This is a genomic window from Tatumella sp. JGM118, from assembly GCF_018257515.1.
Lineage (GTDB): Bacteria > Pseudomonadota > Gammaproteobacteria > Enterobacterales > Enterobacteriaceae > Tatumella > Tatumella terrea.
Genome location: NZ_JAERJR010000009.1, coordinates 18,194 through 41,117 on the forward strand (window position 1 = coordinate 18,194; position 22,924 = coordinate 41,117).

The following is a 22,924-nucleotide window of genomic DNA, read 5'->3' on the forward strand; positions in this document are numbered from 1 at the left end:
CTGCAGCGTTAACATGAGAAGCGATAATGAATCCTGCATTGTGGATCAGTAAAACCGGATTAAGTGCACAGGATGCACGTCTGACGACCATTTCCAATAACCTGGCCAACGTCAATACCACGGCGTTTAAAAAGGATCGCACCCTGTTTGCCGATCTTTTCTATCAGAACCAGCGTTCTGCCGGCAGTCCGCTGGATCAGCAGAACACGACACCGACCGGCACACAGTACGGTACCGGGGTAAAGATAGTCGGCACGCAGAAAGAGTTCAGTGTCGGCAATATCCAGAACACGGGACAGAAATTAGATGTGGCGATCACCGGGGACGGGTTCTTCCAGGTGCAGTTAGCCAATGGCGACATCGGGTATACCCGCGCGGGGAACTTCCAGCGTAATCAGGACGGCGTCCTGACCACGGCGGAAGGCTTACCGTTACAGCCACAAATTGAGATCCCCGCGAATACAACAGATATCCAGATCGGTAAAGACGGCACCGTCAGGGCAACCGTCGCCGGTGAAACGGATCCGCAGGAGCTGGGGCAACTGACACTGGTGAATTTTATGAACCCGGCCGGGCTGGAAGCCGAGGGCGATAACCTGTATCAGGCAACGGCGGCCAGTGGTGAAGCGACGGAAGGCACCCCGGGAGAAGATGGCCTGGGTCAGCTTGAGCAGGGGGCGCTGGAAGGCTCGAACGTACAGGTCGTTGAGGAGATGGTGGACATGATCACTGTGCAACGGGCGTATGAGATGAATGCCAAGATGGTCTCTGCGGCGGATGACATGCTGAAATTTGTGACCCAGACGCTATAGGAACGACGGATGCGCTATTCATTACTTATTTTCTGGGGGCTCTGTTGCTTACTGACGGGTTGTGAAAGCTCACCCTATTTAGTGAAAAAAGATGATGCAGCCTATGCTCCGCCGGATGAAATTATGGCCCCGGAGCCGGCGGTTCATGGGGGTGGGTTATATAGCTCAGGGTTTAACTGGTCGCTGACCCAGGATCGCCGGGCCTATCGTGTCGGGGATATTCTGACGGTTAAGCTGGATGAGGCGACACAGGCGAGTAAACAGGCGAAAACCGGATTTGATAAGAAGAATGATACGACATTCGGGATCCCGAATGTGTTCGGACATTCGGTAAACAGCCTGTCGGCCTCTGTCGACGGAGACCGGACGTTTAACGGTAACGGCAGTTCTCAACAGCAGAACAGCCTGAAAGGCTATATTACGGTCGCGGTCTATCGTGTGCTGCCGAATGGCGTATTAGTGATCCGTGGCGAGAAATGGCTGACCCTGAACCAGGGGGATGAATATATCCGCGTCACCGGCCTGGTCCGGGCGGATGATATCGATCGCGATAATTCGGTGAATTCACAACGTATTGCCAATGCCCGTATTTCTTATGCGGGACGGGGTGCGCTGAGTGATGCGAACAGCGCCGGCTGGTTAACCCGTTTCTTTAACCATCCCCTCTTCCCGATGTAAGGAGTCAGCGATGCGTATCCTGCTGAGTATGATGCTGTTTTTTACCGGACTGAATGCCGCCTGTGCGGCACGGTTAGGCGATTTAGTGGATGTTGAAGGTATCCGCGGAAATCAGCTGATCGGCTATAGCTTAGTCGTCGGTCTGGACGGCACCGGCGATAAAAACCAGGTGCGATTTACCAGCCAGTCAGTAACGAATATGTTGCGCCAGTTCGGTGTGCAGCTGCCGGCGAAGGTCGATCCTAAAGTCAAAAATGTGGCAGCGGTAGCGGTGAGCGCTGTATTACCTCCCGGATATAGCCGGGGGCAGGCGATTGATGTCACCGTCTCTTCCATCGGGGATGCTAAAAGCCTGCGGGGCGGCACGCTGCTTCTGGCGCAGTTACGGGGGGCTGATGGCGAAATTTACGCGCTGGCTCAGGGAAATGTCGTTGTTGGCGGCACCCAGGCACAGGGGAATAGCGGTTCGAGTATTACGGTCAATACCCCCACGGCGGGGCTGATCCCTAACGGAGCCACGGTGGAACGTGAGATACCGACTGACTTCCAGAGTAATGACAAGGTGTATCTGAGCCTTCATCTTCCGGAATTTAAGACGGCTAATAATATTGTGAATGCGCTGAACGGGACCTTTGGTGAGGGAACCGCCACGGCGGAAAGTGCGACCCGCATCGCGGTGAATGCCCCCCGAAGTCCCGGTGCCCGCGTGGCGTTTATGTCTGCGCTTGAAGATGTTTCGGTCACCCCGGGGCGGATGTCACCGCGGGTGGTCTTTAATTCACGTACCGGCACGGTAGTGATCGGCGAAAATGTGGTGGTACACGCCGCGGCGGTCTCTCACGGTAACCTGACGGTGACTATCCGTGAGTCGGCGAATGTCAGCCAGCCGTCGGCCCTCAGTGGCGGCCGGACGGCGGTGACCCCGCAAAGCGAATTACGGGTCAGCCAGGGCAGCGGCCACAGTGTGGTGATCCCGACCGCGACCACACTGAGAAGTATTGTGAATGCCTTAAATGGACTAGGAGCCTCCCCGGACGACATTATGTCAATACTGCAGGCGCTTCACGAAGCAGGGGCTCTCGATGCCGAGCTGGTGGTGATATGAAGTTAATGCCGGCTTCCGGTCCGGGGCTGACTGAGGCGCTGTTACCCGGCGATATCGGGACACAGCGTAAGCCTCAGAACCTGTCTCAGGCCGCAGAGCAATTTGAGAATCAGTTTCTGCGGCAGATGATTAAAGAGATGCGGCAAGCGACGCAGGCACTGGTCCCTGACTCCCCGCTGGACAGTAAGCAGCAAGGGATGTGGCGGGATTTTTATGATGATCAGCTCAGTGCTGAATTAGCGGCAACGCATTCGACCGGGCTGGCTGAAATGATCGTAAAACAGCTATCACCTGCCGTCGCCCCTTCAGATAAGGTAGCGCCGGGTCGTTCTGTCATTACAGAGACGACTACGGCGGATAAAGACGCATGATGAACCTATTCACTATTGCTTCCCAGGGAGCACAGGCAGCACAGAATCAACTGTCGGTCGCGGCAGGGAATATTGCCAACCAGCAGACGGCAGGGTATTCACGTCAGCAGGTAAGCCAGAGTGCAACGGTGGTTTCTCAGACCGGCAGCGGGGTGAAAACCAGTGATGCCGCGCGGGTCACGGACCAGCACATCAATCAGGCACTGTGGCAGAGCCAGACGGCGGCAGGATATTATCAGTCGATGAATAGCTGGGGGACCTCCCTGGAGCAGGTGATATCGACGGACAGTACACAACCCGGCACGCTGCTGACGACCTTTTTTAACTCATTGAGTGCGCTGACCAGTCAGCCCGACTCCACGGCGTATCGCCAGCAGTTACTGAGCAGTGCCGCCGGTGTAGCCTCCGGGTTGTCACAGACGGCAGAAACCCTGGCCGGGCAGCAAACCAGCCTCACTGACCAGCAGAGTGCGGCAACGCAACAAATTACACAGATTTCTGCAGAGATAGCCGCGCTTAATAAGCAAATTCAGCGGGCTGGCTCCGGTGCGGAGAGTAATACTCTGCAGGACCAGCGGGATCAGCAAGTCAAATCACTCAGTAGCCTGATGTCAGTTTCTGTTGAGAAGACAGCGGAAGGAAGTTATCGCCTGACGGCGGCCAATGGTGCCACGCTGGTGGACGGGGACCAGGCGGCGACCGCGACTTCTGTGCAGAATGACCAGGGCGTCCGGCAACTCCGGCTCACTATCGGCCAGCAGACCTCCACCGTGACGGAGAATGTCGGCGGGCAACTGGGCGCGCTCTATGACTATCAACAGCAGGTCCTTTCACCGTTGCAAACCCGGGTCTCGGGATTAATGCAGTCAGTCAGCGACCAGGTGAACAGTACCCTGGCCAAAGGGTATGACCTGAACGGCCAATCCGGGGGCGCACTGTTCTCGGTGGAAACCAGTGACAGCGGTGTGATGAGTTTAAAAACAACGGCGTTACAGGCCAGCGAACTCGGGCTGTCGGCGGGCAAAGACAGCCCGGCAAATGGCGATAATCTGCAGGCGTTACTGGCTCTGCAGACAGCGACCGGGCAGGCACAGAGCAGCAGCTTAGCGGATCAGGCCAGCGGCATCACCAGTAGCCTGGCACTGGCCAACAGTCAGAGCAGCAGTCAGCTGACCGCCGCCACCGCCGTGAATGACCAGTGGCAGCAGCAACGGGACAATCTGAGCGGGGTGAATAAGGACGAAGAGGCGGTTAATCTGCAAACGTACTTACAATCTTACCAGGCCAATATGAAAGTGATGACGGTGGGTAATCAATTGTTTGCTGATTTACTGAACGCCTTCAGTTAACGGAGACCTATCGTATGAGAATCAGTAGCCTCAGTCAGCCACAGTGGATGTTATCTGCCCTGGAGAACGGGAACAGCCAGATCCAGAAACTCTCAGATCAGTTATCTACCCAGCAGAAGCAGTCACTCCCTTCAGAGGACCCGCTGAATGCATCGCGTACCGCGGCATTAACACAGCAGCAAGCGGTGACCGCCCAGTATCAGCAGAATATTACCGCCGTCACGGGCTCACTGAGCAGTCAGGAAACCTTGCTGACCAGCATCAATAACCAGGTTCTGGCACTGCAGGATCAGTTCCGCAGCATGAATAATGCCTCGCATACCGGTGCCGAAAATCCGGGATATGCGGCACAGATTAGCAGTCTGACGGACGGCATTGTCAGCCTGTTAAACAGCCAGGATGCCAACGGGCATTATCTGTTCGCCGGGAGCAATAATACGCAGCCGCCGGTGGTGAAGGTGGATGGTCAGTATCAGTGGCAGGGCAATGATCAGGCTCAGTCTGTTCAGGTAGGTCAGCAACAATGGATCGCCGGTAATACCACGGCCGGCACACTGTTTTCTTCCGGGGAGGATGGGATGGGTTTCCTTAATCAGCTTTCCGCCTTACAAAACTCGCTCACTCAGACCGGCAGTGACGCGTCGCCGGACAGCGAAACACTCGGCGATTTGATCCAGCAAAGCAGTGATATCTCGGACAGGGTCAGCAGTGCGGTGGCCTCCATTGGTTCCCGGCAGAATCAGCTCACCCGGCTGACGAATGTCTATACCGATCTGACTACGGCCAATAGCGGAGTATTAAGTAGCTTACAGAGTACCGATACGGCACAGACGACTTTACAGCTGCAATCCTGGTTACAGACCGTGGAATACAGCAGTAAAGCGTACAGTCTGATGAATCAGTTCTCTTTATTTGACGAAATGTAATCATGTTATCCCCCATTATCTCCGGCGCCCCGGGGCGTCTTCGTAGCGGTGATATCGGTACCCGTCCGGGCAGCGTCCCGGCGACACCGACGACAAATGTTATCGACGAACTCCCGCCGTCACACCCGGGGCGCCGTTTCCCGGATGAACTGCTGATCAGCCGGGATCCGCAACGCTTCAATACCTTACTGAACCAGCAAATTACGGCAGTACAGCGCGCCAGTGATTATCTCGGGGAAACGGAGGTGGCGCTGCGCCAGCTGGCCAGACCGCTGGACAGTGAAAAACGATACCGGCAATTACAGCGGGCAAGGCAGTGGGTGGCCCGACGTACTCTGCTGACGGGAGGCACGATTGACCGGAATTTCCAGCCGTGCCTCGACAGGCCGGCGCGGGTGATTTTCCAGTGCCCGCCATTACAGGCGTTACTGTTTACGGAGCAACGGGAAATCATTACGTTCGCGCTGGGCGAAGGGACTTTCCGGCACTGGTCCTCGCTGGTGATTGAGCCAGAGATGCCGCTGACACAACGTATTTTCGCACTCAACAGAGTGCTGGGTCAGTCGCACATCTGGTGCCACTATGAGCTTGCTGAGCAACGCCTGCTGTTTACGGTCCCGGAAGACCGCTGGGCGTTGTTAAGCCATTGGGCGGTCAGGGGAGGTGGTGTCTGTTTTCCTGCAGACAGTTTAACCCTGCTGCAACCGCAACCGCTGCTCAGTTTTGAACAGCAGCTACAGGCATTACTGACCGGCGAACCCGGTGCGATCACGCTGACGGCAGAACAGGCCGTGCGGCACCTGCAGTATGAACGACAGAAACTGTATGCTTCACGCCAGCAGGTGGACAATCAGCTGGAACAGCGCCCGGCGCGACTGGATGCGGCAAAAGCACAATCACTGGCTGAACATTTACGTGTGCAGCTTGCAGGTTACCGTGGAGAGTATCGTGGCTTAAATCAGGCACTGGCCTGTCAGGCAAATCTGCCGCTGGCACTGGTCTGTCAGCTGGTGGACAGCCGGTAAAATAATTTTTTTTCATTCCCCCTTTATTTCCGGGATCATGCGGTCGTTTTTACTCAGTGTTATCAGGTTACTACTACTTTTAAAGGAGCCATCAGATGGCCATTACACTGTTTACAAACTCATCCGCGATGTCAGCCAGTAATGCATTGCAAAAAGCCAACTCCACGCTGTCCAGTGCCATGGAGCGTTTAGGCACCGGTAAGCGTATCAACTCGGCATCTGATGATGCGGCAGGCCTGCAGGTAGCGACCCGTTTACAGGGTCAGACCAACGGAATGGCGGTGGCTCAGCGTAATATCTCTGATGCGTCCACCATGCTGCAAACCGGTGAAGGTGCGATGGATGAAGTCAGCAACATCATGTATCGCATGAAAGACCTGGCGACTCAGGGCGCGAGTGATACCAACACCGCAGAAAGCCGTAAAGCCATCGATGCCGAGATGACCAGTCTGAATACCGAGCTGGGCAGCATTATGGGCAACACCTCGTATGCGGGTGACAATTTGTTTACCGCTAAGGCCGATGGTACCAAGGCGAAAATGACTCAGGCGATGACCTTCCAGACCGGTTCTGAGCAAGGGGAAACCACCAGTGTCGATGTCAGCAGCCAGCTGAGTGCGGTCCAGACCAGCATCACCGGCTTATCGACCGCGTCGGTTTCCGGCGACGATGGTACCAAGAATGCAAATGCCCTGATCGATACCCTGAACACCGCGCTGGATAACGTTTCCAGCTTACGCTCTGCGTTCGGTGCTTCTATTAACGGGTTAAGCCATGCCTCGGCGAACCTGACCAACATGAAAGATAATACCGACCAGGCGTTAGGTAACATCCAGGATGCGGACTTTGCTTCTGAAGCTTCAACCATGACCCGCAGCCAGATGCTGGCACAGACCAGTACTTCCATGCTGAAACAATCCAACAGCATGTCCAGCCTGGTGATGAGTATCCTGGGCTAAGTGATCGCCGGTGGATCCCCGCGGGATTGACCGGAATCCTTCCTCCTGACAGGTAAAGCGGAAAGTTTCTTTCCGCTTTGTTGTTCTCTCATCGACCGGTAGCGCGGTGTTAATTGTTGGCATGTTTATTGCTTAGCTGGTTGCCCTGCGTTGATGAGTCTCTTAGCGGATGTAGCCACAATGACCGATATCAGTTCCCTTGACCCGACAACACTGGCTACTCAGATGGCTGGTTACGATATCCAGGCGGCGAAGAATGCGGCGACAGCCCAACAGACGACGCTGACGACGCAGACCACGAATCTGAGTAAATTAAAGACAGCCTTAACGACGTTTCGCAGCAGCCTTGCCAGTCTGAACACTTCGACGCAGGGGATGCTGAACAATAGCGCGACCCTCAGCCAGTCGTCGGTGGCTACCGTGACCACCACCTCACAGGCCAACCGGGGAACCTATAACCTGACCGTGAGCCAGCTGGCCTCGGCTCAGCAAACGGCTTATACCGGGCTGACCGATGACATGATGAAGCAGGCCACAGGGACACTGTCTCTGTCCGTTCAGGGGAAAAGTATGTCAGTCGATATGAGCAGTGTCTCATCGCTGGCCGACTTTGCCGATGCCGTGAATCAGTCTTCCGATAATCCGGGCGTGACGGCATCCCTGATAAAAACTGACGGCAAAGTGCAGCTGATGTTAAGCAGCGATGAAAGCGGTACCGCCAACGAAATCCAGCTGGATACTCAGCAACTGGATAGCCAGAGTGCCGGGGCATTCGGTCAGGGGACGCAAATCTCGGCGGCGCAGGATGCCAAAGTGAGCATCGGATCGCTGGCGCTGACCAGCAGCTCCAATAAACTGGACTCTTTGATTCAGGGAGTGACCATTAATCTGCAGTCGGTCACCGCGGCAGATACTCCGCTGACCCTCACCGTCGGCACAGATACCAGCGGTACACAAAGTAACCTGCAAAGTTTTGTGGATGCCTATAACACGCTGCGCAGCGTGCTGGATACCCAGGGATCGGCCAGTGGCGGTAATGACGGCTTAGTGTCGTCACTGACCACCACGCTGAACAGCCAGATCCGTACTCAGGTCAACGGACTCGATATGACCAGCTTCGGGATCACGTCGGACAAAGATGGCAAGCTGACCTTAAACAGTGACACCCTGAAAACACAACTGGCGAAGAACCCGCAATCGATCAACACCTTTTTTAATAGCCAGGGGTTACTGAATACCCTCGATAAAACGATGAACAGCTACCTGAGCACCAGCCAGGGCGTATTACAGAGCCGGCAGGCGGTACTGGATCGTCAGCAATCGGAGTTAACCGATCGGCAGGACAAAATTACCACACGTTATAACGATGCTTACAATCGCTATTTATCACAGTTCACCCGGCTGAAAAGTTCGATGCAGGAGATGAACAGTACGTTAAGCAGCCTTTTAAGCTGATGAGAATTCACTATGTATGATAACGACACTCACGGCAGTTACGATTACCAGTCTGCGGATTTAGAAAGGCAGGTTGCCACCGCGACGCCGCATCAGCTGGTACTCATTATGTTTAACGGGCTGATGGATGAGTTAATCAGGGCTAAGAGCCATATCCAGGCAAAACGTTATGCGCAAAAGGCGCAGAGTATCAATCGTTGCATCGATATTCTTAATGCGTTAAGCAGCGCGCTGAATTATGAACAGGGCGGAGAGCTGGCCAAAACACTCGCCGGGTTATATGACTACTGCGTGCGTTGCTTATACGAAGCCAGCCACCAGTTGTCCGTGGATAAGATCACTGAAGCTGAACGTTTATTAGCTGAGATTGAAGCCGGATGGCGGGAAATGGCGCAGTAAGATGGATAATCAGTCCCCGTCAGACACCGCGCTGGACACACTGTTAAAAACATTGTCTGCGGCTATCCGCCGCCAGGACTGGCAGGCGTTGTCGCGCATTAATCGCCAGATTGCGGACAGCTTCCCGCGGGGCAGCCTTTCTGTCACTCAGCAGCAGCAGTTGCAGACGGCCTATCAGGCCGGGCTGGCCCAATGTCAGCGTGACGCCGACGACCTGTGGCACAAAATACAACAAACGCTGGCAGAGCGTGAAGCGATGGCAGCCTATGCCTGCTTTGCGGATCAGGACAGTTTTGCAGGATGAACCCATGATGCCATTTCCTGTCAGCCGTCAGAGTGTTACTGCAACACAGAGCACAGGATCGGATATTTCCGTTCCTGCCGATCCCCGTACCGGAAACATGGCATTTTCTGCGGTGATGACACCGTCGTCCGGGCAGACAAAGCGCGGGGAGAAGGCCGCCGCCGTCAGTGATACCCCGGCCGGATCGGCACCGGTAACGCCGTCAGTCAGCCCGTCCGATCAGCAGTCCTTATTTAACAGTTTACAGGCGCAGGCTGACTATCCGGCACGCGGGCTACCTGTGACAACCGCGGCCTGCGGCAAGACCGTGGAAACCGCGGCTGAAGAAGGGCAAGCGCAGAATATATCGCCGGCGACCGCTCTGCCGGTGTGGCTGCCGGTCAATGGCGGGAGTCGCGGGGAGAAAACCGGAAAGGCTCTCCCGGCAGAAAAACAATCGCAGGACACGTCACAGGATCCTTCCGGTGTGGTGCCGATCTTTCTGCAACCTGTCCTGCCCTCCGGGATCCCGCGCTCCCGCGAGCCATCACCGGCAGCGTCTTCATCGTTATTAACCGGCGGCGCAGTCCCGTTGCCTGCTTCAGGCGTAACAATGGATCGCCCGCATCACACTGATCCGGCGGTCACGGCTTCTGTTGCCAGCCCCTTAGCGGCGCTGATGCCTTCCACCGTTTCAGATACCACAGAGCCTGCGCCGGTAAAAGGCGCAGAAGCGGCTATCGCATCACCGACGGACAGCAGTCTGTTACCGGTGTTTCACAGACTTGATGAACATGCCGCCGGGCCGGAGCCTGCGGTCCCGGTCGCGGCGGAAAAGCCGGCACAGGCGACGACATCGGCGGCCACTCAACTGTTTAGTCTGTCGGTCGGTCATGAAGATCCGCGTCAGCAACAACTGACCCGCGCATTAGGTGAGCATTTACAGTGGCAGGTCAGTCAGCAGATACAGAGCGCGGAAGTGCGTCTGCACCCGGCTGAACTGGGTTCCATTGCGATCACTTTACATCTGGAGCCTGGAAAAACCGCCGTGCATCTCAGTGCCGAAATACCGGAAACTCAGCAACTTTTGCAGCAAACCGCCAGTGATCTGAAAGAAAAACTGGTCGTGACGCAGGGCGGGCAGGTACAGGTTGATGTCTCCGCTCAGGGAGATCAGCAACGCCGGCAGGCTCGACGGGAACAGCAGGAAAAACGGGGCATCAGTGTGGCAGGAAATTATTCGTTTTCTGCGGCGGCGGAAGCCCCGACCGATCAGTCCATTTTAATGACGTTATAAGAGCACCTTAATGAAAAAGTCCGTGGTTATTGTATCCCTTGTATTGCTACTGGTCCTGGCAGGGCTCGGTGGCGGGTGGTGGTTAACCGCCAGGCAGAGTCCGGAGGGCGCAGGCGGGTTAAGCAAGTTATTTGAGAGTGCCCCACCGGAGGCCAGCTTTATTGATGTCAAAGATCTGATCATTACCCTGCAGGGAGAAAACGGCCGCGAACGTTATCTGTTACTCGATCTGGTGCTGGTGGTGAGAGGGGAGGCACAATCTGCGCGGGCCATGGCCTTCGAACCTGCTGTCCGCAGTGCCACGGTCGGTCTGCTCAACAATCAGCCGTATGCTGCGCTTCGCGCACGCCAGATCCCCGAATTACATGACCAACTGCTTAAAAAATACCGGGAAGATGCGGCGCGGCTGGGGGTGACCCCGCTGCCGTTTGAGGATGTGATGATCAGTAAGATGGTTTTTCAGTGAAGTGCTGCGATGTCAGTTACTGAATATTCTCTCGACGAGACCTTCAGTGCGGAACAGGAAGCGGCCTGTATTCGTCAGTATTTACCGTTGGTCCATAAAATCCTGCGCCAAATCGCTCATCACGCCAGTGTGGTGATGGATTATCAGGATTTACAACAGATTGCGCTGATGGGGTTGCTGACCGCACTGAGACGCTATGGCGTTCCGGATGAGGCTTTTCCGGGCTATGCAAAGTACCGGATCCGTGGGGCGATTCTGGATGAATTACGCCAGGCGGACTGGCGGCCGCGTACGGTCAGACAACAAACCCATGATATTGCCAGACAAATCCGCCAGCTGGCAAAACAGATCGGTCGTGAGCCGGAGTGGCCGGAGATCCGGCAGGCACTGCAGATAGATGCTCAGACCTATCATGATTATCTGCAAAGTGAGTATCTGGCCAGCATCGAAAGCCTGGATGCGGTGATGGAAAGTGAGGGCGAAGGCCGTTTCGGGTCCGAACGGGATAATCCGGAACGTTACTACGCGCGTCAGCAACAGCTTTCACAGGCCATCGCCGTACTGGATAAGCGGGAACAGCTGATCCTGACCCTCTATTATCAGCATGATATGAACCTGAAAGAGATAGCGCTGGTACTGGAAATCAGTGAAGCCCGGGTCTGTCAGCTGAATAAACGGTTGAACGATAAATTAGTCGCGTATTTAAAGCAAAGTGAGTCAGTATGTTGAAGATTGGTGGGATCCTGATTGTATTTATCTGTCTGATTTGGGGATATATGCATTCAGGCGGACGTTTAGCGGCTTTCTGGCAGCCCGGAGAGATTGTCATTATTCTTGGGTGTGGCCTGGGGACATTGATCCTGGCTAACTCCGCCACGGTACTGAAGCAGATCCTTGCCCAGTTAAAAGGCGTCATGCGTAAAAACAGTTACTCCGCTGATTACTCACAGCAGCTATTACTGCTGATGTATGAATTGCTGGACAGTGTACAGAATGGCGGACTCCGCAGCCTGGATAATCATATTGAGAACCCTACCGACAGTGAGGTGTTTCAGCGCTATCCGTTGATCGCCAGCGATTCAGAGCTGTGTACCTTTATTGCCGATAATTTTCGTATGATGGCGATGGGCAAGATCAATGAACATGAACTGGAAGGGCTGCTGGAACAGGAGCTTCATTCGGTTGAAGAGAATCTGTTGCAGGCCTCCCGTTCGTTACAGCGTACCGGGGAGGCGATGCCTGGCTTCGGGATCTGTGCCGCCGTGCTGGGTATTGTGATTACCATGCAGTCTATCGATGGCTCTATTGCCGTGATCGGTGTCAAAGTGGCAGCCGCACTGATCGGCACTTTTCTGGGGGTGTTCATCTGTTATTGCCTGATTGACCCGCTGGCGAATGCGATGGAACAGCTGGTGAAGAAAAAAATGACCGCTTTTGAATGCCTGCGGACCATCATGGTCAATCAGGTCGCAGGCAAACCGCCTCTGCTGGCAGTGGATGCCGGCAGGAAAATGTTACCCGTGGAAATTAAGCCCTCGTTTTCTCAGTTAGAGGCCTGGGTAGATAACCGCCAGGAGCCTGATTCGCGATGAGCGGGCGCCAGAAGAATTCGACGACAATTATTAAACGTAATATCCGCCGGGCCCATGCCGGCGGGCATGGCGGTGCCTGGAAGGTGGCCTTTGCCGATTTTATGCTGGCGCTGATGTCACTTTTTATGGTGATGTGGATCATGGGGCAGGTCTCTGAAAAAGACCGGAAAGCGATCATGTATACCTTAAATAATCAGTCGGTGTTTGAGAGCCACTCCTTCAGCCCTATCTCTTTTTCAGGACAGGATCCGGCACCTTCGGTTTCACCCGATATTTCACCTCAGGCAGCGTCACATGACGCCAGGCCGCAGAGCGCTCAGCCCTCACAGGCCACGCAGACCGCACAGGAAGCAATGTCAGAAACCGCACCTGTTGCTGCTCAGGATAAAAATGCCGCGTCGCAGGATAGCCTGCAAACCGCCCTGCAGACCTTTGTGGCAGGTCAGAAGGCGCAGAACAATATGCGGATTGAGAAGCTGGCAACGGGGCTGCGGGTGGTGGTAAATGATGATCCCCATCGGGCCATGTTTGAACGCGGCAGCGCCCGGGTCACGCCTTATTTTCAGCAATTGCTTACCGGGCTGGTACCGGTACTGGATAAAAGCCGCGATCATATGATCATTATTGGTCATACGGATGCGACCCCTTATCCGCAGAATCCTTACTACGATAACTGGAGTTTGTCGGTGGATCGGGCACAGTCTGCCCGCCAGGTGATGATCCATGCCGGTTTCTCCGCAGATAAAATCGTTCAGCTCTCCGGCGTTGCAGATCAGAAGCCCCTGGATCGTCATCAGCCGACCAATCCGATTAACCGGCGGATTGAGTTTATTATCCTATCTGAGCAGGGACTGGCGCAATGGGAAGAAACATTTTCGTCTCAGGCCCGTTCGCTGTCGCCGCATGATCAAATGACCGATGTCCGTTGATGAGCAGGCTGTGTACCCGGACATGCCTGTGGGGAGTGTTGCTCAGCGCTCTGTTACTGCCCCTGCACGGAGAGGCAGCGAAGCCTGCTGACCACCAGGCGCGGATGGCGAAAATTGAACGGGAGCGTAACCGTCAACGCCTGTGGCATCAGTCCGTACTATCGGCAGGTATCGCGGCGACAGCGGCGTCCACGCATTCGCGGGCGTTGCGTCAGAAAAAACAGCGACAAGCCACGCTGGCCTTACTGCGGCGGGGCATTATTCCGGGCGATAGCGGCCTTGGGTGGGCACCGTTAGCCACCGATGAATTACTGAGAGAAACCGGGTCTCCGCAATTACTTTCTGCGCTGGCAAAGGTACTGGATACGCTGGACGCTCAGATTGGCCGCCCCTATCGCTGGGGCGGTCAGACACCGGGGCAGGGGTTCGATTGCAGCGGACTCGTCTGGTTTGCGTTCCGTGACGCAATTAACTGGCCCATTCCGCGGACGGCGCGGGCGCTGTTCACGGAACCCCGCATGGCGACGGTCTTTACGACTGAACTCCGGCGGGGTGATCTCGTCTTCTTCTACATTCACCGGCGGGATGTGCCTGACCATGTGGGGGTTTACCTGGGAAATCATCAGTTTATCGAAGCTCCCCGCACAGGACTGTCCATCCGTATCAGCCAGCTGGACCAGCCCTTCTGGCAACAGCATTATGCCGGCGCGCGTCGTGTACTCACAGAACATAACCTGCGCCACTGAGAGGGCCGCGCATTCCGGGAATATCGGCAGATCGCCACTGTCGCGACAGATGTTCCCGGGCAGGTACTCCGGAGAGAGACACTATCCGGACATTTCCACCGACAGGGGAGGCGTTTTACTGCTCAGAAAAGAGATTTTTTTATACCGGCACACCCGCCAGGAACGCCATGGGTGCCACAGGCTGGCACGCGGCTCAGGAGGGAACGCCACCGATCTGTCGGCAGAAATTCCGGCGGATAAAAAGATGTAACCGATACCATTCATTTCAGTATATTTTTTAAACAATTTCGGTCGGTTTTTTTTATTCCTATTTTTCATCTAAGCTTTGTTTTATTTAACTTTTTGCTATATATGGCAGATAAGTAAAATTCCTAATTTTGCAGCTAACATATAGTTTTTTTTCAGGAAATTGTTCAGATAAATGAGAAAAATTGTTGGTGCATTGTCATGAGAAATATTAACAAATGTTATTGTCAATGTGCTCCGGTCACAAAAAACGATACTAATAGACAGAAAAAAGGAATACCCTATTGCAACTTTTACTTATGTATACAGTTGTTAACTTAAAGGTTAATTAAATGTCACGGCAATCCCGAGGTTTACGCCTCATCACTCTACTTATATCGGTATTCTGTACCCTTTGGTTGATCATCGGCGGTGGCTGGTTGCTCTCCCTGGGCGGCAGTGCTTACTATCTGATCAGCGGCATCGCGATGGCGGTGTTTACTGTCATGCTGTTAAAGAAAAGAAGCTGTGCTTTTTATCTTTACGCACTCATCCTGTTAGCGACCGCTATCTGGTCCTACTACGAAGCCGGTCTTGACTTCTGGGCATTGGCACCACGTCTGGATATCTGGGTACTGTTTGGTATCTGGATGATTCTGCCGTTTGTCTACCGCCAGCTGGCAGCGCCTAACAAGAAATCAACCGCTCTGATGGTGATCGCGATTGTGATTAACCTGGCGATGGTGGTGACGGCGTTCTTCGGTAAGGATCCTCAGTCAGTCTACGGGACGCTGAACCTTCAGAACTCCGGTGTTGAGCAGCCAGGCGCGAATATGCCGGCAGCAAACTGGGAAGCTTACGGGCGTACTCAGGCCGGTGACCGTTATTCTCCGCTGAGCCAGATCAACGACACTAACGTTAAAAACCTGCAGGTTGCCTGGGAGTATCAGTCGGGCGACCTGAAGCGTGCGGATGATCCGGGTGAAATCACCAACGAAGCGACGCCACTGAAAGTCGGTAACCTGCTGTATACCTGTACTGCGCACCAGATCCTGGTGGCTATTGATGCAGCGACCGGTAAAGAAAAATGGCGTTTTGATCCGAAGATCAAATATAACCCGACCTTCCAGCACATGACCTGTCGTGGTGTTGCTTACCATGAAATTCAGCCAGCCGTTGCTCCGGGTAATGCCCCTGCAACTCCGGCAATGTGTTCACGTCGTATCTATCTGCCAGTCAACGATGGTCGTCTGATTGCTGTTGATGCAGAAAGCGGACAGCTGTGTAAGGATTTCGGTGATAACGGTACGCTGGACCTGCAGCATCAGCAGCCGAACGCTTATCCGGGTGGCTATGAGCCGACTTCACCGCCGGTTATCACGAATAACGTGATTGTTATTGCCGGTGCAGTGACAGATAACTACTCAACCCGTGAGCCTTCCGGTGTTATCCGTGGTTTCGATGTGAATACCGGTAAACTGGTATGGGCATTTGACCCGGGTGCGAAAGATCCTAATGCTATTCCGGCAGACGGTCAGCACTATACGCCTAACTCACCTAACTCCTGGGCACCTGCAGCTTATGATGCCAAACTGGATTTAGTCTACCTGCCTATGGGTGTGACCACACCGGATATCTGGGGTGGCGATCGTACTCCTGAGCAGGAACGTTATGCGAGTGGTATTCTGGCGTTACACGCCTCGACCGGTAAAGAAGCCTGGTTCTACCAGACGGTCCACCACGACCTGTGGGATATGGATATTCCGGCACAGCCTTCACTGGCGAATATCACCGATAAAGACGGTAAAACCATTCCGGTCATCTATGTACCGACCAAAGTGGGTAACATCTTTGTCCTGAACCGTGAAACGGGTGAACTGGTGGTTCCTGCCACCGAACGTCCGGTACCACAAGGACCTGCAAAAGGCGACCACCTGTCTCCGACTCAGCCATTCTCGGACCTGACTTTCCGTCCTGAGGCCAAGCTGACCGGTAAGCAGATGTGGGGCGGCACCATGTTCGACCAGATGGTATGTCGTATCATGTTCCATCGCCTGCGTTACGAAGGTACCTTTACTCCGCCTTCAGAGCAGGGAACCCTGGTATTCCCGGGTAACCTGGGCATGTTCGAGTGGGGCGGTATTTCAGTGAACGGTAACGACCAGTTCGCGATTGCTAACCCGATGCAGCTGCCATTCGTTTCTAAACTGATCCCTCGTGGTCCGAACAACCCGGAAGAACCTGGTGAAGGTGCCGCAGGAGGTTCAGGTTCAGAAGCCGGTCTGCAGCATATGTACGGTGTTCCTTATGGTGTTGAGCTGAGTGCATTCCTGTCACCATTAGGTCTGCCTTGTATGGAACCATCATGGGGCTTCGTTTCAGCGATTGACCTGAAAACCAACAAAATTGTGTGGAAAAAACGTATCGGTACTATCCGTGACAGCGGCGGTCCGATCCCATTACCACCAATGACTGTCGGTACCCCGATGCTGGGTGCACCAATCACGACGGCCGGTAACGTGTTCTTCATCGGTGCAACGCTTGATAACTACATCCGTGCGTACAGCGTACGTGACGGTAAACTGCTGTGGCAGGCTCGTCTGCCAGCAGGTGGTCAGGCAACACCGATGACCTATGAAGTAGACGGTAAGCAGTATCTGGTAATTGTTGCTGGCGGCCACGGCTCGTTCGGTACCAAACTGGGTGACTACATCGTTGCTTATAAATTACCTTAAGTGTTAATGAGGCGGACCCCACAGGGTGTCCGCTGTCAGAGACCAGGTAAGCCATCCCCGCCGGCATGCAAATGTCAGCGGGGATTTTTTTTACCCTTTTCAGCGTGGCAGGCCCGGCAGCCCGGTCAGTCACTGTACGGCAGCGCATTCTGGCAGGAACGGGTGCATATTTCAGGACACGGGTGGAGATTTTTAGCATGTCTGCGCTTTTCAGCGTGGCGGGCCCGGCGGCCCGGTAAGTACCGCACCTGTACGGCAGTGCCCTCTGGTATGTGCGGGTTGAGATTTCAGGATACGGGCAGAGGTTTTTTGCATGTCTGTGCTTTCCAGCGCGGCAGGCCCGGCGGCCCGACGATCAGTCACTGTACGGCAGCGCATTCTGGCAGGAACGGGTGCATATTTCAGGACACAGGCGGAGGTTTTTTGCATGTCTGCACTTTCCCCGCGAGTGATCGCCCGTGGTTATAAGGCCGGGACGTTATTCTGTTGTCATTACTACTCAGATAAAACGAGGCGTCTCTTCTGCGTCCTTAATGCCCCCCTAATCCTTCACTTTTCAGGCTGTGGCTGACACGTTCTGCATTCGGGATATTCCGGCCGTTTGCTGTTTGGCTCAACCTCTGCATCATTCGTATTGCCGCTTCGTTTGCTGATCTGCGGGGCTGTGGTATTGCGTCTCCGGATTGCGGGTGGAAACACTACCCGACTGATCCACGCCATTTCCGGCGCCTTTTACGTCATTCCGCTGTCTGCTTGTTGTGGTTTAACAGATTCTGACCGGCGACAGGTGGTCTTATTAATGCGGTCCGTCTTTCCTGACCCTGCATATATTCTTAGCGTCATCGCTCGCCAGGGGCCTCCAGCCTGAGGCAGAGAGGCTCGTCGTGCGGCAGACGCCGGGGAAGCCATCACGTTATCACAGGTCGGTATCGGGAAAATGCAGTGGCAGTGGCCGTAACAGGAGTGTGGCGTGTGACGGAGGGCCGCATAAACCGTCAGGACACCAGAGTACCGGTAGCCCATCTTTCGCAGTAGTGCGCGGTGGACCAGCGAAACAACCCGCCGACCACTGACCTGCCGGATGTGCCTGAGCAGGCCGGGGAAGAGAAGTTAAGAGGATAACCCGCAGATACCCCGGGGGAGAGAGTATCCCGGCGTCTGCATTGCCGCAGTACGGCTAAGACAGGGGCAGCTCCGGGATCACATGATCCCGGAGGCTGACGGGGAATGCCGCTCGCTACGTGAGGTGTCATGGCGGGCAGAAGAGGCTCCTCTCAGGGCCTGACAACGCATGGCCTGGCGGTAGGCGGTCGGAGTCTGATCAAACTGCCGGCGAAACACGCGTGAAAAGGTTTGCTGCGAATCGTAGCCAAACTGTAAGGCGATATCGAACACCGGCCGCCGTGTTTTACACAGGGCGTCTGCCGCCATTTCCAGACGCCTTTCACGGATATAGTCCCCGAGTGTCTGCTGTGTCACTGCACGGAACATACGTTGCAGGTGCCATTTCGAATACCCTGATTTGGCGGCGACTTCATCGATCGATAACTGTTTACCCAGATTCTGGTTAATCCACTGGGTGAGCGAATGAATGATCTCTTCTTGCATCATAGTCCTGTCCTTACGGCGATATCTGTACCCGGGTCGGGGGTTCGAAATATTCAACGGTCTGAAGTATAATTCCTCAAGTTAACTTGAGGTAAAGCATCAAATGAAAAAAGAGAGAAATTATCCTAAGCCGGTACTGACCCCCGGCGATGTGGCCAGGCGAAGCGGGGTGGCCGTCTCTGCGCTGCATTTCTATGAAAGCAAAGGGCTGATTTCCAGTACCCGAAACAGCGGAAATCAGCGCCGTTACAGCCGCGATGTACTGCGCCGGGTGGCGATTATTAAGGTGGCACAGCGCATCGGCCTGCCGTTATCCGAGGTCAGCGATAACCTGGCACTGCTGCCGGCAGATAAACGTATGTCCGCCAGTGAGTGGGAAACGCTGACAGGTTACTGGCGCGAGGAACTGGACAAACGGATAGAGTCACTGACGCGCCTGCGCGATGATTTGAATGGCTGTATCGGTTGTGGCTGTTTATCGATGCGGGATTGTCCGTTACGTAACCCGGGGGATCATTTAGCTGACAGTGGGCAGGGGGCGGTCCTGCTGGAACGCGGGCAGGAAGCGCACGCCGGGGGCCATTCCGCACCGCTGCCAGGCCGGCAAAAGAAGCAATTCCAAAACAAAGGTTGAAAGTCGCTCTTATAACCGGATAATCACCGACCTTTCAGGGCCGGTGACGAGTATTGCTCCTGCTCCGGCGACATCCGTCGCCATCCCAATAACACGCTGCTCTGACGACAGACGCATCACTAATAAATAATAATACATATACCAGAGGACTTTTTATGTCTTACGACCCGCGGCTATCTTCAGGACGGCTGGACAGGTGGTTTAAAATTTCTCAGCGAGGCAGCAGCCTGCGTCAGGAAGTGATTGCCGGGCTCACCACATTTCTGGCCATGGTCTATTCAGTGATTGTTGTTCCGGAGATGCTGGGGGCCGCCGGATTCCCGCCATCGGCGACCTTTGTGGCGACCTGCCTGGTGGCCTGTTTTGGCTCTTTACTGATGGGATTGTGGGCAAACCTGCCACTGGCGATAGGTTGTGCTATCTCGCTGACGGCGTTTACGGCATTCAGTCTGGTGATTGGTAAGCATATCTCTGTCCCTGTGGCGACCGGGGCGGTGTTTCTGATGGGGGTACTGTTTACCCTGGTCTCTGTCACCGGCATTCGTGGGTGGATCTTACGTAATCTCCCCGCAGGCATCGCTCACGGGACCGGCGTCGGGATCGGGTTATTTCTGCTATTGATCGCCGCCAATGGGGTCGGGCTGGTGGTGAAAAATCCGGAAGCGGGTTTACCGGTCGCGCTGGGCCACTTTACCTCGCTTCAGGCCCTGATGGCACTTGGCGGACTCGCCGCCATTATCGGTCTCGAAAAACGTCGCGTCCCGGGCAGCATTGTCTGGGTGATCATTGCCATTTCGCTGGCGGGATTGTGGCTCGATCCCTCCCTCCACTATCAGGGCATTTTTGCGTTCCCTCACCTGCAGGATGCTCAGGGGCATTCGCAGTGGTTTAGCCTGGACATTGCCGGGGCATTACACCCGGCCGTTTTACCGGTGGTACTGGCACTGGTGATGACCGCGGTCTTTGATGCCAGCGGAACCATCCGTGCTGTGGCGGGTCAGGCCGATCTGCTGGATGACGATGGACAAATCATCAATGGCGGAAAAGCACTGACCAGTGATTCGGTAACCAGCCTGTTTGCTGCGGTGGTCGGGGCTTCTCCGGCCGCGGTCTATATCGAGTCAGCGGCCGGGACGGCGGCGGGCGGAAAAACCGGGCTGACGGCGGTGGTGGTCGGGTTACTGTTTTTAATGGTGCTGTTTATGTCGCCGCTGGCCGGGCTGGTTCCGGCGTATGCCACGGCTCCGGCGCTGATGTATGTCGGCCTGCTGATGTTAAAAAATGTCGCCAGGGTCGTTTCCGGTGACACTGTGGATACGATGTCGGGGCTGGTTACCGCGGTCTTTATTGTACTGACCTGTAACATCGTGACCGGCATTATGCTGGGCTTTGTCACCCTGGTCATCGGACGACTGTTTGCAGGAGAGTGGCGGAAGCTGAACTCTGCCATCGTCATTATTGCTGCCGCGCTGGCGATATTTTATGCCGGGGGCTGGGCGCTATAGCGCCCGTACTGACCGGGGATTAATCTGTAAACCGCTGGCAACGATGAGATTTCGCACATCAGGATGCGGGGTTTGTGGCTATTTTGTTTTACACTACCGGCATCCCGGAGATGTGATTTCAACATTTATCGCCGCAGAAGAGGCTAGAAAGCAAGCATGGAAATCTTCTTTACTATACTGATTATGACCCTGGTGGTCTCCCTGTCCGGGGTAGCCAGCCGGTTACTCCCTTTCCATATTCCTCTGCCACTGATGCAGATTATTGCCGGGGCCTTCCTTGCATGGCCCTCTATCGGCTTGCATGTAAATTTTGACCCGGATCTCTTCCTGGTGCTGTTTATCCCGCCATTGTTATTTGCCGATGGCTGGAAAACCCCGACCAGCGAATTCCTGCATCATGGCCGCGAAATTATCGGGCTGGCGCTGGTGCTGGTATTGATCACGGTGGTGGGGATCGGTTATCTGATTTACTGGACCGTCCCGGGGATCCCGCTGATCCCGGCTTTTGCACTGGCCGCCGTGCTTTCCCCGACGGATGCGGTTGCACTGTCCGGTATTGTCGGTGAGGGCAGGATCCCTAAGAAAATTATGTCGATAGTCCAGGGGGAGGCATTGATGAACGATGCTTCCGGTCTGGTGTCACTGAAATTTGCGGTGGCGGTTGCGATGGGAACGATGGTGTTTACCTGGTCCGGTGCCACCCTCGAATTTCTGAAAGTGGCGGCGGGCGGACTGCTGGCCGGTGTCGCGATTTGCTGGCTGTACGGTAAGTCCTTACGCTTACTGAGCCGCTGGAGCGGGGATGACCCGGCGACCCAGACCGTCCTGTTACTGTTACTGCCTTTCGCCTCTTATCTGATTGCCGAACACTTTGGCTTTTCGGGGATCCTGGCGGCTGTTGCGGCGGGGATGACCATTGCCCGTTCCGGAATTATCCGTCAGGCACCGCTGGCGATGCGCTTACGTGCCAACAGTGTCTGGCAGATGCTCGAGTTTGTCTTCAACGGTATGGTCTTCCTGATGCTCGGACTGCAATTGCCGAGTATTCTGGAGACCTCTATCGTACAGGCCAATGCTGACCAGAATGTCAGTATCTGGATCCTGTTTATGGATGTCGGCATGATTTACATCGCGTTACTGGCCGTGCGGTTTGGCTGGCTGTATATCATGCAACGTTTCAGCCTGCGTCTGCTGAAGAAGAGCCCGCTGGAATTCAGCAACTATTCCCTCCGTGAATTATTAATTGCCACCTTTGCCGGTGTCCGCGGGGCGGTGACCCTGGCCGGTGTGCTTTCCATTCCGCTGTATATGGTGAATGGCGATGCTTTCCCTGCCCGTTATGAACTGGTGTTCCTGGCCACCGGAGTGATTATGTTCTCACTGCTGGCCGGGGTGGTTATTTTGCCCATGTTGCTGCGGGGGATCCCGGGCATGGATAAAAGTGAGAATGCCCGCGAACTCAGGACGGCCAGAGCGGTGATGGCAAAAGTGGCTATCGACAGTTTGTATAAAATGGAAGAACGGCTGGCAAAAGACAGTGAAGAAAATATCGATCCGGATCTTCTGAAGGAAGTCAGTTCACGGGTGACCGGTAACCTGCGACGCAGGATCGACGGAAAGGAAGATCCTGAACGGGTACTGTTTGCGGAGAATCTGGAACGGCGTTTCCGCCTTACCGCGTTACGTTCTGAAAGGGCGGAGGTGTATCATATGCGCGCCACCCAGCAGATCAGCAATGAGTCGATGCAAAAACTGTTGCGTGATCTGGACCTGCTCGAAGCCTTGCTGATAGAGAAAGAAGAGTAAGACAGATGGCCGGGGAACG

The 22,924-nt window shown here is 54.8% G+C and carries 22 protein-coding genes; 21 read left to right on the forward strand and 1 reads right to left on the reverse strand.

Annotated features, from left to right (window positions below; translation table 11 throughout):
- Window positions 1-26 precede the first annotated feature (26 nt).
- From flgG to JK223_RS10260, 18 genes are all read left to right on the forward strand, one after another.
- Window positions 27-812 (forward strand): flagellar basal-body rod protein FlgG, encoded by a 786-nt coding sequence (flgG, locus tag JK223_RS10175; RefSeq protein WP_212714078.1) that lies wholly within the window; start codon window positions 27-29, stop codon window positions 810-812.
- Between the two features lie 9 nt (window positions 813-821).
- A complete protein-coding gene (gene flgH / locus JK223_RS10180; RefSeq protein ID WP_212714079.1) occupies window positions 822-1,490 on the forward strand; it encodes a flagellar basal body L-ring protein FlgH in 669 nt (222 codons plus the stop codon).
- A gap of 28 nt (window positions 1,491-1,518) precedes the next feature.
- On the forward strand, window positions 1,519-2,595 hold the full coding sequence (locus JK223_RS10185) for a flagellar basal body P-ring protein FlgI (protein ID WP_249213578.1): 1,077 nt from the start codon (window positions 1,519-1,521) through the stop codon (window positions 2,593-2,595).
- Complete coding sequence (locus JK223_RS10190) at window positions 2,592-2,966, forward strand: rod-binding protein (RefSeq protein ID WP_249213569.1); 375 nt, start codon at window positions 2,592-2,594, stop codon at window positions 2,964-2,966. The genes JK223_RS10185 and JK223_RS10190 overlap by 4 nt, the downstream gene beginning before the upstream one ends.
- Window positions 2,963-4,315 carry a flagellar hook-associated protein FlgK gene (gene flgK, locus JK223_RS10195; RefSeq protein WP_212714081.1) on the forward strand — a complete coding sequence of 451 codons (1,353 nt, stop codon included), beginning with the start codon at window positions 2,963-2,965 and terminating at the stop codon, window positions 4,313-4,315. Before JK223_RS10190 ends, flgK begins: the two co-directional genes overlap by 4 nt.
- 14 nt (window positions 4,316-4,329) lie before the next feature.
- A complete protein-coding gene (locus tag JK223_RS10200; RefSeq protein WP_212714082.1) occupies window positions 4,330-5,241 on the forward strand; it encodes a hypothetical protein in 912 nt (303 codons plus the stop codon).
- A 2-nt stretch (window positions 5,242-5,243) separates the two neighbouring features.
- Entirely contained in the window at window positions 5,244-6,266 is a 1,023-nt protein-coding gene (locus JK223_RS10205) for a hypothetical protein (RefSeq protein WP_212714083.1), read from the forward strand.
- Window positions 6,267-6,361: 95 nt separating this feature from the next.
- Window positions 6,362-7,225, forward strand: a complete 864-nt coding sequence (locus JK223_RS10210) for a flagellin (RefSeq protein ID WP_212714084.1) — start codon at window positions 6,362-6,364, stop codon at window positions 7,223-7,225.
- Between the two features lie 153 nt (window positions 7,226-7,378).
- Complete coding sequence (gene fliD / locus JK223_RS10215; protein WP_212714085.1) at window positions 7,379-8,680, forward strand: flagellar filament capping protein FliD; 1,302 nt, start codon at window positions 7,379-7,381, stop codon at window positions 8,678-8,680.
- Window positions 8,681-8,692: 12 nt separating this feature from the next.
- A complete protein-coding gene (fliS, locus tag JK223_RS10220; protein WP_212714086.1) occupies window positions 8,693-9,079 on the forward strand; it encodes a flagellar export chaperone FliS in 387 nt (128 codons plus the stop codon).
- Window position 9,080: 1 nt separating this feature from the next.
- Window positions 9,081-9,383: a hypothetical protein gene (locus tag JK223_RS10225; protein WP_212714087.1), complete on the forward strand. Its 303-nt coding sequence runs from the start codon at window positions 9,081-9,083 to the stop codon at window positions 9,381-9,383.
- A 4-nt stretch (window positions 9,384-9,387) separates the two neighbouring features.
- Window positions 9,388-10,659 carry a flagellar hook-length control protein FliK gene (locus JK223_RS10230; RefSeq protein WP_212714088.1) on the forward strand — a complete coding sequence of 424 codons (1,272 nt, stop codon included), beginning with the start codon at window positions 9,388-9,390 and terminating at the stop codon, window positions 10,657-10,659.
- Between the two features lie 22 nt (window positions 10,660-10,681).
- Entirely contained in the window at window positions 10,682-11,125 is a 444-nt protein-coding gene (locus tag JK223_RS10235; RefSeq protein WP_212714089.1) for a flagellar basal body-associated FliL family protein, read from the forward strand.
- Between the two features lie 9 nt (window positions 11,126-11,134).
- Window positions 11,135-11,854 (forward strand): FliA/WhiG family RNA polymerase sigma factor, encoded by a 720-nt coding sequence (locus JK223_RS10240; protein WP_212714090.1) that lies wholly within the window; start codon window positions 11,135-11,137, stop codon window positions 11,852-11,854.
- Window positions 11,848-12,717, forward strand: a complete 870-nt coding sequence (motA, locus tag JK223_RS10245; RefSeq protein WP_212714091.1) for a flagellar motor stator protein MotA — start codon at window positions 11,848-11,850, stop codon at window positions 12,715-12,717. Before JK223_RS10240 ends, motA begins: the two co-directional genes overlap by 7 nt.
- Window positions 12,714-13,646, forward strand: coding sequence for a flagellar motor protein MotB (locus JK223_RS10250; RefSeq protein WP_212714092.1), 933 nt, complete (start codon window positions 12,714-12,716; stop codon window positions 13,644-13,646). The genes motA and JK223_RS10250 overlap by 4 nt, the downstream gene beginning before the upstream one ends.
- Window positions 13,646-14,392, forward strand: a complete 747-nt coding sequence (locus tag JK223_RS10255) for a C40 family peptidase (protein WP_212714093.1) — start codon at window positions 13,646-13,648, stop codon at window positions 14,390-14,392. The genes JK223_RS10250 and JK223_RS10255 overlap by 1 nt, the downstream gene beginning before the upstream one ends.
- A 578-nt stretch (window positions 14,393-14,970) precedes the next feature.
- A complete protein-coding gene (locus tag JK223_RS10260) occupies window positions 14,971-17,352 on the forward strand; it encodes a glucose/quinate/shikimate family membrane-bound PQQ-dependent dehydrogenase (protein WP_212714094.1) in 2,382 nt (793 codons plus the stop codon).
- Window positions 17,353-18,552: 1,200 nt separating this feature from the next.
- Here the strand turns inward: JK223_RS10260 and soxS are convergent.
- Entirely contained in the window at window positions 18,553-18,963 is a 411-nt protein-coding gene (soxS, locus tag JK223_RS10265) for a superoxide response transcriptional regulator SoxS (RefSeq protein WP_212714095.1), read from the reverse strand.
- A 100-nt stretch (window positions 18,964-19,063) separates the two neighbouring features.
- Between soxS and soxR the strand changes: the two genes are divergently transcribed.
- The 3 genes from soxR to JK223_RS10280 all read left to right on the forward strand — a co-directional run bounded on the left by soxR (window position 19,064) and on the right by JK223_RS10280 (window position 22,905).
- A complete protein-coding gene (soxR, locus tag JK223_RS10270; protein ID WP_212714096.1) occupies window positions 19,064-19,594 on the forward strand; it encodes a redox-sensitive transcriptional activator SoxR in 531 nt (176 codons plus the stop codon).
- A 155-nt stretch (window positions 19,595-19,749) separates the two neighbouring features.
- On the forward strand, window positions 19,750-21,099 hold the full coding sequence (locus JK223_RS10275) for an NCS2 family permease (protein ID WP_212714097.1): 1,350 nt from the start codon (window positions 19,750-19,752) through the stop codon (window positions 21,097-21,099).
- 156 nt (window positions 21,100-21,255) lie between these two features.
- Complete coding sequence (locus JK223_RS10280) at window positions 21,256-22,905, forward strand: Na+/H+ antiporter (protein ID WP_212714098.1); 1,650 nt, start codon at window positions 21,256-21,258, stop codon at window positions 22,903-22,905.
- The last annotated feature ends 19 nt before the right edge of the window (window positions 22,906-22,924 follow it).